We start from the raw sequence: 11,807 nt of genomic DNA on the forward strand, positions 1-11,807 counted from the left end.
CAGCGTCTGTTGCAGCAGCTGTTTCTGCGCGTTCAGGTCGGCCAGTTCCGCCTGGGCCTGCTGAGCCGCCTGGCGCAGGCTGTCCACCAATTGGGCCGCTTCTTCCAGCTGATCCAGCGCCGCCTGCATGTCCAGTTGTTTGCCGCGCGCCTTGGGTTGGGCGTCGGTGCTGAGGAACAGCCCCTTGGCGGCGCGCAGCGCGCCCCAGCCGTCGGTTCTGAGTTCAAAGCCTTCGCCGCGCGGCGCGCGCTGGCCATCCACGGCGTGGCCCAGATTGAGCTGGCTCTTGTCGAACTCGGTGGCCAGCTTGATGTGCTCCTGGCCCTTGCGGTCTTCCAGCCGCAGCTTGTTGTTGGCCCAGGTGCGGATCAGGTTGCGGCTGTCCCAGTGCGCGCCGGGGTTGCTGTCGGTGAGTTCGGAATTGTGCAGGCAGCCGCTGATATAGGGCCGGTCCACATCGCCCAGCACAAAGCTGACCAGCACCTCGGTGCCTGGGTGCAGCACGCAACAGCTTCCAGGCGGAACTGGGCCTGGTCAGCGCCAAGCTGGACCAACTGAATGCCGTGGTGGGCCTGTACAAGGCGCTGGGCGGCGGCTGGGAAGCCCCGGCCAAGTCCTGATCCGCTACGTGCAAAGACAAACCCCGCCTTGGCGGGGTTTTTTATTGGCTAACCGCGGCATCAGGCCGGGAGAGCCGGCCACACTACATGGTCAAGGTCCGGCACGGACTCGGGCATATCCCGCAGTTGCTTGCGGTAGGCCTGCCAGGCGGTTCGCTGCTCGGCGCTGTACGGCGCGTCCGGCAACTGGGTTTTGTCGGACACGGCTAGCAGGCGGTCGCGCTCAATACGCAGCAGCTCCAACTTGGCTGCGCGAATCAGCTGGCTCGCAGTGGCCGCGTCGACGTCTAGTTCGGCCAGTTGGTCGGCGGGCACATTGATCATGCCGTTAGGCAGTTTGGCAATCATCAGCATCGGAATCTCCTGGAGTTAAGCGGTCGGCGCGTCGACAAAAGCGTTCAGGGTTTGCGGCGGCGCAACGCGGCTGGCCAATGCAATCGGCTCGACCTCCCAGCGCACATTCACATGCGGTCCATTCGCAATTTCGCGCGCGCCGCCCTTGCCATCATGAAAACCAAAATCCAGCGGCAGATTGGAAATCACGCGATAATTCAAACCGCCGCCACGCAGATATGCGCCACTTAGCACCATATTGCATGCAGCAAGCGTCCCCTCCGGAATACTGTTGTACACCGGCTTATTCATGTCTATCCGATATTGCTTGCAATACATCGCATGAGAAACATGCGATACCGTCGGGTTATAGGTTTCGCTGAAGCGCTTGATTTCGAGAAACTTGGCGTCCCCGCCCCAAGCCACGTCGCTGCCCTCCATTTCCAGCAACAACCCGGCCTGGTGCACGCTGCTGGCGTTCAATGGCCGTTCATTCTCCACGCCGTTCCACGCATAATTTCGAACGATGGACACTTGATGCGTACCATCTTCCCCTGCGGTACGGAAACGCCACCACACCGGATAGAAGAAATCCTTGCTGCCGCCGATGGTGAAATCGATGACGATGCGGCGTTCCGGCGTATTCTCCTTACGCCAAGCCTCCATTTGCTGAATCTTGACATCCACGCGTCGATCGATATCGGCAATCTTGCCGTTTACCGTGCCGGTCAGCGCATTCGACGCCTGTACCAGTTCCGCGATATTACTTTCCAAGCTCATCATGCTCTCCAATGGTTCATCACAGAGTTCGGCCGGGACCCTGGGTCCGACCATGCTTTTCGTCCACAGCAAGAAAGGTATGAACGAACTCGAGACTGACAAGGAAGCATTCTGGCACTGGCAAAATGCGCTGTATCTTAAAACATTTTAAAAAAGCAAAGGAAGCCACCTCCCCAAGTGGCTTCTTATTCATCCCTTCCAATCAGGGTTGAATTTTCTCAAGCTCGTCGAAGTCTGGGTTGGCACCACCTCTCCAAGCCAGAACCGCATCGATGAATGTACCCATTGCTTCGACCTCCTCCTTTTTTCCTCTACGCACGATGTTCAACTGTTGTTGGATGCTATAGGCGCTAAGGATTTTCCCCTCCGCCGCTGCCCGCAGATAATGATCAGCATCCACCTCCGGCACCTCGGTGCCTTCTGTATAATCAAACCAGCCGCCATCCAAATTCAGGCCGGCCGCTCCTTCATCAAATTCATTAATATTTTCAATATAGTCCATGATGTTTCTCCTTAACTAAAAACGATGGTCGCGTTGGCATTACCTGCCACACCGCTACTCGCCGGGGAGTACTTGACTTTGTTTTCTATTGATTTGGCAGAGCTACCTGTCGCATTGATGAATCCTCCGTTGGTTGCCTCATAAGCGATGACCGAACAATGACTGGCTGAGCTACCAACCACGCTAGCCAGACCCGCCAGATCAACATAGAAACCCTTCTCAACATTTTGAATAGCCAGATCACTACCAAATACAGCGCCTTGATACCGTGCGCCAACACCTACCTTACAATCCTTGATTGCAGAAGGCTCCCCATCATTTGGGTGAACCTCCACTTTAGAACCGGAACTACTGTAAATACCATAATTGGCACAATCTCGGATTTGTACTCCATAGGCAAAAACAACACTATTCTTGCCGGCAAGGCACCCCGTATCACTGCACTGGCTAATCACAGCACGATGCGCTGTTACAAAAGATTGATAGTCAGCCTTGATTCCAATGGTTATGACTTTGACACCATCAGGCCTGACACTTACAAACTGCTTCCCCCTTCCTTTTAACTTCACGTCATCAACAGTCGCTCGAGAAAAATCATGCACCAATATTCCATGACCGCCAAAATCTGTTACCTTTAAACCAGGGCAAAAATAAAGACTGCCATAAATCAATTCAACACCATTATGCACACCTTCTATTTGTATAGAGTTAGGGTCGGACACCACATAAGCTCCTCTTTGCAAATTCACGCCACGCCAAGTGAAATTTTTATCGGCATCGTTCTCTCCGACAATTTTAAACCCACTAAAATTGACCCCCCGCACCCCATTAAAAATCACCCCATGAGAAAGCTTGGCGTTATCCGGCACAAACTTAAGCACACATGCCTCCGGGTTTTTAATATTGCCTTCAATCCTGATCCGATGCGCATAGGGCTGCCCTCTCAAATGAATTGAAGTACTGGTGTGCACCCCGTCACTCACTTTAATTTTCACATCATGTCGCAATACCTTGCCACTCAAGGATGTCCACGCCTCATAAATCGTCTTGAAGGGCTTGCCCGGTCCCACTTCCAGAATCTGGCTGGCCGTGGTTCCCCAATTGGCCATCGTGCTGTCCATTTTAGCGACTTGAACATCCACCCTTTTATCAATAGCGCCGATCTTGCCATTGACAACTCCAGTCAATGCATTTGCTGACTTGACCAGATCTGCAACATTGCTTTCCAAGCTCATCTCTTTCTCCTTAAAGTCAAACAACAACACACAGCCATTTCGGCTGACATCAAAACCGCCTTTACCAACACTCTTTCATGACAAGTCCAGCAATTAATGAACATTTAAATTAATAAATTCAATAAATGCCGAACTAAACAGCGGATCAGCGTATTCATGAGATAGGCGGGGAAGCCCTGCGACAAGTGCTGGATGCTGTCTCTTTACCGCATGCGATGTGCCAGCAACATCAGCACTGCCCGCCTAGGCGGCTCAAAATAGTTTCATCCTCAACGCTTGGCTGCCCGCCTCCCCCCACGATCCGTTGGCTCAAATGCCCAGATGTTGTTTCACGAACAAATGCTGGAGACTGACGATGGTCGCCGCGTTGGCAGTAGCCAGTTCCAGGCCAGCGCGTTTATCGGCGGCATGCTCCTGCTCCAATGCTCGGCTTTGGCTTTGCAGGGCGGCCACCTGCGGTTCCAGCGCCTGCTGCTTGTCCGCCTGCGCGCGGATGCGATCGTCGCGCTCCAAACCGCGGGTGGCCTCGCTGATCTGGGCGGCGGCCAAAGCCGCCAACTCGCTGGCCAGGCTCAAGTTGAGGCCGGCGCCGCTGGATTGAATGGTGACGCTGTCCGGCGGCAGCGCGTTCAAGGCCAGGTCATAGGCCAGCAGCAATTGCACATCGGCGGCCTTATAGGCCAGCGCCGCCTTCGGGTCCGACCAGACCGCCAACAAAGTGCCGTCCGCCAAGATGAAGCCGATCTCGCGCACCCAAAACGCCTTGTCGTCGTCGGCGATGGCGGTCAGATGGATCTGGGTATTGCCCAGCCGTTCGCCGCCGGCGATAGGGTAGCGCGCCTGTTCGCCGCGCAATTTGGTCTGGCTCTGCGCAGGCGCGTAAGCGCCGTCACCCAAGGCGATGTGAGTGATCTGCGCGGACACGCCGTCATTGCTGGCGCGCCAGATCGCGGCCAGGCCGGCGGCGGTGATAAGAGGTGCTAAAGGGGTGCTCACAACGATGCCTCCATGGTGACGTGGACCACGCCATAGATCTGCGCGGCGGATGAAAGGGTCAGCAGCTGCTGCGGCGCCAGCCGCATCGGCGCCGTCTCGGCGCTGCGGCGGATCAAGGCGCGCGCCTGAGCGGCCGAAGCCAGGCCCAAGCGGCCGTTGAAGCGCGCGCCCAGCTTGAAGCGATAAGTGCTGCGCGCCGGCTTGGCGAGCTCCACCATGCGCCGCAGCCGGCGGTAAAGCTCGGGATTCAACAAGGCCTGGCCGGGCAACAGATTGTCGTTGGCCCAGGCGGTCAATTCGAAGGTATAGGGCGCGGCCGGCGGCTGGCGCTGCCACCACTCCTCCAGTTCCACCGTCACTCCGAGGATGCGGAACACTTCGCGCAGCGCCCAGGGCGTGCCCTTGTGGCGGTGCAGTTCTATGCTCTGCTTGATCAGATCTCGGCGCTGCCGCTCGCTCTGGGTCAGCAGCCAGCCTTCATCGCCGTCGATATGGAATTGCTCGGCCAACAGGGGCAACAGCTCCGGCTTGGCCGCGTCCACTAGATAAACCAACAGGCCGCCTGGGTCGATGTCGCCCAAGCGTTCGCTAAGCCGGGCCAGCGGGCCGAAGCGCGCGTCGCGCGCCAGCAGATTGGGGGTCACATCAGCCATCCTGGCCTCCGGTCATTTCAAGCTGAATGCCGGTGCAGTGCGACCAGCCCTGCGGCGGCACCACCTGGGTGGCGGCCGGCTCCAGCAAAGTCACTTGGTAAACGCCGGACACCGACAGCGTGGCGATCAGCTGCGACGGCACGATGTCGCGGCCCAAGCGCTCCGCCTGCGCCTGCACGAAAGCGCCGACGGCGGCCTGCGCCTGCTGTTGCACGGTTTTGGGATCGACGTCGCGATACGGCGTCAGCCGCGCGCGCACCCGGTAGCCGTAATCCTCCGGCGGCAAGACCTCCACCAGATCGGTCAGCGGCCGCACCCGGTCGGCGCTGCAGGCGGCGGCCACCACGCTGAGCAGGCTGTCCGGCGGCATGCCGGTCTTGGTCAGCGGGTATAGCCGCACCACGCCGGGCGGCACCTGATTGGCGCTTTGCAATTCGCCGTTCTGCTGTTGCAGACTGGCGCTGATCACCGCCACGTCGGCGATGTCCTGATGCGCGCGCAGCGCGTGGTGACGATAGGAGGCGGCGCTGCCGGCCACGCTGAACGACTCCGGCGCCAGCCTAATGCGCGCGCGCAAACGCTCGTCGTCCTCGGCGTCGGCGCCGCCGGCGCTGGTATCGATATTGACCACGCTGGCGTCCACGTCCAGTTCATCCACCAGAGCGTTGATCTGGCCCGGCACAAAGCCGTTGCCGGCGGCGCCGGCCTCCACCGCGCTGACCGGCACGTCGACGCTGCTGCTGCCGGCGGGCGCAATCTGGCTGGCCAGCGTTTGGAACTGCACTCCGCCGCCGGCCACCAGGGTCTGCGCCGGAATCAGCTGCGCCAGCGCCAGCGGCTGGGAGAAGGCGATGCGCACCGTGCAGCGCGCGTGCTGGGCCGGCAAGCGGCTGACGCCGACCAATTCGCCCAGGTAGTCCAGCATGGGCGCGCGAGCGAAAGCCACCAGGTTTTGACGGCCGGCGTCGTTGAAGGCGGCGCGCACCACGCTTTCGCGATAGGCGATCAAATCGATCAGCAAACGCTCCACCTGGCCGGGATAGAGCGTCTTGCCGCTCATCTTCTGGTAGGCGTCGATCAGCTCGGCGGTGACGAGATGCGGATCGTCATCAATGAACTTGGGCAAGTCTGGGGTCATGGAAGAACGTCCTTGAATGGGGCGCGACGGCGGCCAGGCGCGGCCGCCGCGGGGCGCCGAAGAGGAAGCGGATGGCGAAATGATCCGCCATCATGCTCCCCGCCGGCTTTTAAAGCCGTTTGGAAAAGAACTTGAACAGACTGCCGGCGCGGCCGGCTTCGGCTTCCGGCAAGGCGGCGGCGAAATCGCCGGCGGCCAGCTGCTGCAGCCGGGACACGGCCTCGTCGGTCGCCGCGCGCGCCGCCGTCTCGTCCGCGGCCTGACGCACCGCCTCCTTGCCCTTCAGCCGCGCGTCGCGGATCGCGTACAGCGCCTGTTCGCAGGCGGCCGCCTTGACCAGGATACTGTCCGCCGCCTGCTGGCCGTCCCAACTCTTGGCTTCGGCCCAGGAGCGCACCGCCGGCGGCGCCTCGCCCTTGTAAGCGGCGTCCTTGAACGCCTGCGCCTCGGCGGCGGCGCGCTGGTATTCGGCCAGACGCGGCGGCGAAATCGCATGCCAGTTGGCAATCGCGTCCGCCTCGGCGTCCAGGCGCGCGCACTGCGCCAATTTATGCTGCTCCAGCCGCTCGGCTTGCAAGGCGGCGTCAAATCGCCATTCCGCGCCGGTCCACACATGATTGTCGGAAGGCTGGGCCGGACGCAGCTCGCCATCGTAAGACAGTAGGTTTTCCACCATTCTCATCGCACCACCTCCCAAGTCAGCAAGGCATTGACGCAGTTGCTGTAACTGATGGCCAAGCCGTTGTCGTAATCGGCGGGCAACAGGTTCTTGGTGCCCTCCCCCATCAAATGCTCATCGCCGTTTGCGCCCGTGGCGTCGCCGATTTGATGCTCCATCTGCAAGACCTGCCACATCGACTTGCCGGCGATGTGCTCGAACATGCCGGTGCAGGTGGACACCACCATATCGCCCACCACGTTATTGGACGTGATGAGCACGGCGGCGGGGCCCGTCCAGTTCGAGTAACTGGACATGTTCGCCGTACCGCCGCCGGTACCGGTAGGGCAGCCCAACCAATAGGCGGCGCCCGTCCAGCCCCCGCTGCCATGGCTAATTTGCGAAATTTGCGTCGGATGCGGCGTGATCGTCGACGCGGTGATCCGCCCGGTTTTGATGAAGGGATCGAACGGCAGATAGGCGGTGCCGGAGCCATTCATCGTCGCGGACCAGCTGGCTGCGCCGCGGTTGATCACTTTTTGCACAACGGGCGCGCTGCCGGCCGCGCCGGTGATCACCCTGGCCAAACAGATATCCAAGGCCGTGGAGAAAAAACCGCCTCCCGCCGCGCCATTGGCGGCCCCCTTCAAGGACGCCGGCGCCGCGTCCGTCAACGCCCCTTTCTGCACATAGCAAGTCAAGACGCCGGACACGATTTGGGCGCGCAGGAAGTACTCGCTGCCGGGCGCCAATACCGGGCTGGTCCAGGCGCTGGTGATGAAGGTTCCCGCTTTGCCGACGCCGGATTGAGTGTCCTGCCCCAGGCTGATGGCGATGCCGGCCGGCACCGACACCGTGCCGCCCTGGCCCGCCACCGCTGCCGCGGTCACCGCCATCCGGTTGTCCGCCGTCGCCACGCAGGGCAGCGGCAAAGCGGTCAGGGGCAAGTCCCGCTTCGCCAACTCCTCGGCGATGCGCTGCTCCACCGCGGAACGCGTGGCCAGCACCACGCTGGGGTCCACCAGCAGGGTGACCGCCGCGGTGTTGGACACTTCCAGAATCATCCGCACATAGAGCTGCTTGTTGGAGCCAGCCGCCAGCAGCGGCTTGTAACTCTCGGGAAATTTGCCGACGGCGATCAGATCGCCGCGGCTGTCGAACAGGCCCACCTCGCGGATGTAAAAACCGCCCACCGTATCCGGCAGCACTGCTTCCGCCACCACCCAGTTGGGGTTGTTTGGGTCCACCGCCAGGTGGTTGAGCGCGCCGCGCCAGGTTTCGTGCTTGAGCGCGGTCTGGCTCTCGCTGGGCGTGTAATACCCGCCGTTGTCGCCGTCGCCCACCGCCATCTGGCTGATCTGCAGCGGCGCGCCGTTGGCTTGCGCCGCCGCCAGCTTGGCCTTGCCGCTGGCGGTGAGAAGCGTGAAAAACTCATTGGCCATCGATTGCTCCTGGAAAAGATTCAAGGGGTCTCATGCTGCGGGATAAAGCGTGACCGTCTCGACGCTGGCGTGCGCCAGGCCCAGCGTCACCGGCGCCTGCTGCCGCAGCGCCGTCGTCTGAAACGGATAGACAGTAGCGGTCTCCACGCTGTCTAACGCCAGCGCGGCGTTCAAGCTGGCGCGCTGCTCCAGCGACACCGGCTGGAACGGCAGCACGGTGGCCAGTTCGCCGGCCTGGGTGGCCAAGGCCAGCACCGGAACGGCGCTGCGGTTGCTCAACACCAGCGCCAGCCGCTCCAGCACCGAGCGGGCGTTCTTGTACTCGTTGATCATCGCCTCCAGCGCCGCCAGCGTGGCGGCGTCTATGCCGCGGGCGGCCAGGTCGATTTGGATTTTGAAGTGATAAGGCTTGCCGCCGTATTCGAACCATTCGCTGATCTGGCCGGACAAGGCCAGCGTGGCCAGCACCTGTTGCAAGGACCAGCGCGTGCCCTTGCTGCGGTGCAGGTGGATGGACTGTTTGATCAGCTCGCGCCGCTGGCGCTCGCCCTGGCTCAGCCGCCAGCCCTCGTCGCCGGCGACATGGAATTGCTCGGCCAGCGCCGGCAGCCAGCCGGCGTCCACCTGATCCACCAGATAGACCAGCAAGGTGCTCAGATCGGCGTCGCCCAAGCGGGTGGTGAGCTGCGCCAGTTGGCCGAAGCGTTCGTCCTTGGCCAACATATTGGGCACGGTTCCGCTGCCCGTAGCCGCCGCGCTCATAGCCGCAACTCGGTTTCGCGGATCACGCCGTCGGCCAGCCGCCATTGCACGCTGAGCCGCGCGTCGCCGTTGCCGCCCACGCTGTAGAACACTCGCGCCACGGCGACGCGCGGTTCGCCGTACAAGGGGTGGCTGATCGCCTCCACCGCCTCGCGCACCACATGCGGCCGGGCCCGATCCACCGGGTAGTCCAGATAACGGAACAAATCGCTGCCAAACTCCGGCCGCAGCGGATCGCTGCCCTTGGGCGTGCCCAAGATGATGCGCAAGGCCTGATGGATGTCGTCGAGGTTTTCGACGATGTCAGCGGGGGATGCCTGATCGCGGGCCTGCAAGGCCGGCTGCCAGTGCAAGGAGGAGATGTCGGATATGCGGGTCATGGGCCTATGATGCCGCAAGGCCCGCCGCGGGGCTTTTAAAGCCGGTTAGGGAAACAATTGAATTACAAGGACAATTTCGCGGATGCCGCCGCATCCGGCGCAAGCCTTGCCTCCATGCCTTGACCCTCCGCACCCGGTCGGCAACAATCCCCCCGTTGCCGCCCACATGCGGCACACGGGATTGGCGTCCCGTTAAACGATAAAAAAAGCGGCGGTGATCCTACCGCCGCGCACACCATAGCAGCGCCCTAAAGGGCAGGCTCGTGGTGGGAGAGTGCTATGCACTCGCCGGTTTTATCGTTTCCGGTACGCCAATCCTGCTTCGCGCCTGCCCAATACTTCAGTCTTCCCCGGCAGGTGGTTTATCTTGTGTCACAGCAGGAGAAACACCATGCAACACGCTCAAAACTTTCCCCCACGCCGCCGCTACAAACTGAACGCTCTGGGACAACAGGAAGCCCTGCTGCCCTTCGTCCGCTTCTGCCCCGGCCGCACCTACCCGCATCCCGGACCCGAACTCGAGCTGCGCTTCGGCTACCGGCCCGATCTCTTCTCCGCCGACGCCGTCGACGGCATCGCCCGGCAGTTGCTGGAGCTGCTGCGCCTGATCGCCGAACAGCCCGAGCTGCCGCTCGCCCGCATCCCGCCGGCCACGCCGGCCCAACAAGACGCGCTCGCCGCCTGGAACCGCACCGACGCCCCGCTGCCCGCCGCCACCCTGACCCAGTTGCTGGAACGTCAGGCCGCGCTCAGCCCCGACGCCGAGGCGCTGCGCTTCGACGAGGCCGCCCTCAGCTACCGCCAGCTGCACCAGCGCACCAACCGCCTCGCCCGCCGCCTGCGCGCCGACGGCGTCGGCCCGGAAACCCTGGTCGCCGTCGCGCTGCCCCGCTCCATCGATCTGGTCGTGGCCCTGCTCGCCGTGCTCAAGGCCGGCGGCGCTTATCTGCCGATCGATCTCGACTATCCGGCCGAGCGCATCGCCTTCATGCTGGCCGACGCCCAGCCCGCCGTGGTCCTGTCCCGCTCCGAGCTGCTGGCCGGCCTGCCGGTCGAACACGCCTTATGCCTGGACCAGATCGACGATGCGCTCGAGACCCTGTCCGATGCGCCGCTGGACCACCCCGACGACGACAGGCATCCGGCCTACGTCATCTACACCTCCGGCTCCACCGGCCGCCCCAAGGGCGCCGTCAACAGCCATCGCGCCATCGTCAACCGTCTGCTGTGGATGCAGCACGCCTACCCGCTGGCCGACGACGACGTGGTGCTGCAAAAAACCCCGTCCAGCTTCGACGTCTCGGTCTGGGAGTTCTTCTGGCCGCTGATCGCCGGCGCCTCGCTGCTGCTGGCCCGGCCCGACGGCCATCGCGATCCCGTCTATCTGGCCGAGCTGATCCGCCGCCGCGGCGTCACCACCCTGCATTTCGTCCCCTCCATGCTGGATGCCTTCCTGCAGGAACCCGCCAGCGCCGGCTGCGCCAGCCTGCGCCGCGTGCTGTGCAGCGGCGAAGCCTTGCCCGCGCCGCTGCTGGCCCGCGCCGCCCAGACGCTGCCCTGCCCGCTGCATAATCTCTACGGCCCCACCGAAGCCGCCGTCGACGTCACCGCCTGGACTTGCGATCCGGTGCGCGACAGCCGCTCAGTGCCCATCGGCCATCCGATCTGGAACACCCAGCTCTTCGTGCTCGACGCCATGCTGCGGCCCTTGCCGCCCGGCATCCCCGGCGAGCTGTACCTGGGCGGCGTCGGCCTGGCCCGCGGCTATCTTCGCCGTCCGGCTCTGACTGCCGAGCGCTTCGTCGCCCACCCCTTCGCCGCCGGCCAGCGGCTCTACCGCACCGGCGACCGCGTCGTCCGCCGCGAGGACGGCGCGCTGGACTATCTGGGCCGCCTAGACCATCAGGTCAAGCTGCGCGGACTGCGCATCGAGCTGGGCGAGATCGAAGCCGCGCTGCTGGACCAGCCCGGCGTCGCCCAGGCCGTGGTCCTGATCCGCGAGGACGCGCCCGGGCAGCGCCGGCTGGTCGCCTACGCGGTGCCCGCCGCCGGCGCCCAGGCCGACGTCGCGCGCTGGCGCGACGCGCTGGCCGCCCGCCTGCCCGACTACATGGCGCCCGCCGCCTGGGTGGCGCTGGACGCGCTGCCGCTGACGCCCAACGGCAAGCTGGACCGCCGCGCCCTGCCGGCGCCGGAGCTGACGCTGGCCGAACACCGCGAGCCGGTCACCGAAAAAGAAAAACGGCTGGCCGAAGCCTTCGCCCAGACCCTGGGCCTGGAGCGCGTCGGACTGGACGACAGCTTCTTC

General features: G+C 63.1%; 13 protein-coding genes. 1 reads left to right on the forward strand and 12 read right to left on the reverse strand.

Going from position 1 to position 11,807, the window contains the following annotated elements; all coding sequences use genetic code 11:
* The 12 genes from DB032_RS24290 to DB032_RS23345 all read right to left on the reverse strand — a co-directional run.
* On the reverse strand, positions 1 to 504 hold a 504-nt coding region (locus DB032_RS24290; RefSeq protein ID WP_233246772.1), incomplete at its 3' end, for a type VI secretion system Vgr family protein.
* Positions 505 to 680: 176 nt separating this feature from the next.
* A complete protein-coding gene (locus tag DB032_RS23300) occupies positions 681 to 974 on the reverse strand; it encodes a tail fiber assembly protein (protein WP_107801551.1) in 294 nt (97 codons plus the stop codon).
* A 15-nt stretch (positions 975 to 989) separates the two neighbouring features.
* Positions 990 to 1,736 carry a hypothetical protein gene (locus tag DB032_RS23305; RefSeq protein ID WP_233246773.1) on the reverse strand — a complete coding sequence of 249 codons (747 nt, stop codon included), beginning with the start codon at positions 1,734 to 1,736 and terminating at the stop codon, positions 990 to 992.
* A 199-nt stretch (positions 1,737 to 1,935) separates the two neighbouring features.
* The gene (locus DB032_RS23310; protein ID WP_107801555.1) at positions 1,936 to 2,235 is read right to left on the reverse strand and encodes a hypothetical protein; all 300 of its coding nucleotides are present in this window, start codon (positions 2,233 to 2,235) and stop codon (positions 1,936 to 1,938) included.
* A gap of 11 nt (positions 2,236 to 2,246) precedes the next feature.
* Positions 2,247 to 3,470 (reverse strand): hypothetical protein, encoded by a 1,224-nt coding sequence (locus DB032_RS24000; protein ID WP_146176777.1) that lies wholly within the window; start codon positions 3,468 to 3,470, stop codon positions 2,247 to 2,249.
* Positions 3,471 to 3,779: 309 nt separating this feature from the next.
* Complete coding sequence (locus DB032_RS23315; protein ID WP_107801557.1) at positions 3,780 to 4,466, reverse strand: phage tail protein; 687 nt, start codon at positions 4,464 to 4,466, stop codon at positions 3,780 to 3,782.
* Positions 4,463 to 5,119: a phage tail protein I gene (locus DB032_RS23320; protein ID WP_107801559.1), complete on the reverse strand. Its 657-nt coding sequence runs from the start codon at positions 5,117 to 5,119 to the stop codon at positions 4,463 to 4,465. Before DB032_RS23320 ends, DB032_RS23315 begins: the two co-directional genes overlap by 4 nt.
* Complete coding sequence (locus tag DB032_RS23325; RefSeq protein WP_107801561.1) at positions 5,112 to 6,257, reverse strand: baseplate J/gp47 family protein; 1,146 nt, start codon at positions 6,255 to 6,257, stop codon at positions 5,112 to 5,114. The genes DB032_RS23320 and DB032_RS23325 overlap by 8 nt, the downstream gene beginning before the upstream one ends.
* Before the next feature lie 109 nt (positions 6,258 to 6,366).
* The gene (locus DB032_RS23330) at positions 6,367 to 6,939 is read right to left on the reverse strand and encodes a hypothetical protein (protein WP_146176778.1); all 573 of its coding nucleotides are present in this window, start codon (positions 6,937 to 6,939) and stop codon (positions 6,367 to 6,369) included.
* Positions 6,936 to 8,357, reverse strand: coding sequence for a phage tail protein (locus tag DB032_RS23335; protein ID WP_107802127.1), 1,422 nt, complete (start codon positions 8,355 to 8,357; stop codon positions 6,936 to 6,938). Before DB032_RS23335 ends, DB032_RS23330 begins: the two co-directional genes overlap by 4 nt.
* 30 nt (positions 8,358 to 8,387) lie before the next feature.
* Positions 8,388 to 9,119 (reverse strand): phage tail protein I, encoded by a 732-nt coding sequence (locus DB032_RS23340; protein ID WP_199225979.1) that lies wholly within the window; start codon positions 9,117 to 9,119, stop codon positions 8,388 to 8,390.
* Entirely contained in the window at positions 9,116 to 9,499 is a 384-nt protein-coding gene (locus tag DB032_RS23345) for a GPW/gp25 family protein (RefSeq protein ID WP_107801567.1), read from the reverse strand. The genes DB032_RS23340 and DB032_RS23345 overlap by 4 nt, the downstream gene beginning before the upstream one ends.
* A 391-nt stretch (positions 9,500 to 9,890) precedes the next feature.
* Between DB032_RS23345 and DB032_RS23350 the strand changes: the two genes are divergently transcribed.
* A partial coding sequence (locus tag DB032_RS23350) for an amino acid adenylation domain-containing protein (RefSeq protein WP_146176795.1) occupies positions 9,891 to 11,807 on the forward strand: 1,917 nt, incomplete at its 3' end.

It is taken from the genome of Chromobacterium sp. Panama, from assembly GCF_003052555.1.
Lineage (GTDB): Bacteria > Pseudomonadota > Gammaproteobacteria > Burkholderiales > Chromobacteriaceae > Chromobacterium.

Bases quoted from the DNA above. Each gene is read 5' to 3' on its own strand.
- DB032_RS23300 (WP_107801551.1), bottom strand. From the start codon at position 974: ATGCTGATGATTGCCAAACTGCCTAACGGCATGATCAATGTGCCCGCC.
- DB032_RS23305 (WP_233246773.1), bottom strand. From the start codon at position 1,736: ATGATGAGCTTGGAAAGTAATATCGCGGAACTGGTACAGGCGTCGAAT.
- DB032_RS23310 (WP_107801555.1), bottom strand. From the start codon at position 2,235: ATGGACTATATTGAAAATATTAATGAATTTGATGAAGGAGCGGCCGGC.
- DB032_RS24000 (WP_146176777.1), bottom strand. From the start codon at position 3,470: ATGAGCTTGGAAAGCAATGTTGCAGATCTGGTCAAGTCAGCAAATGCA.
- DB032_RS23320 (WP_107801559.1), bottom strand. From the start codon at position 5,119: ATGGCTGATGTGACCCCCAATCTGCTGGCGCGCGACGCGCGCTTCGGC.
- DB032_RS23325 (WP_107801561.1), bottom strand. From the start codon at position 6,257: ATGACCCCAGACTTGCCCAAGTTCATTGATGACGATCCGCATCTCGTC.
- DB032_RS23330 (WP_146176778.1), bottom strand. From the start codon at position 6,939: ATGAGAATGGTGGAAAACCTACTGTCTTACGATGGCGAGCTGCGTCCG.
- DB032_RS23335 (WP_107802127.1), bottom strand. From the start codon at position 8,357: ATGGCCAATGAGTTTTTCACGCTTCTCACCGCCAGCGGCAAGGCCAAG.
- DB032_RS23340 (WP_199225979.1), bottom strand. From the start codon at position 9,119: ATGAGCGCGGCGGCTACGGGCAGCGGAACCGTGCCCAATATGTTGGCC.
- DB032_RS23345 (WP_107801567.1), bottom strand. From the start codon at position 9,499: ATGACCCGCATATCCGACATCTCCTCCTTGCACTGGCAGCCGGCCTTG.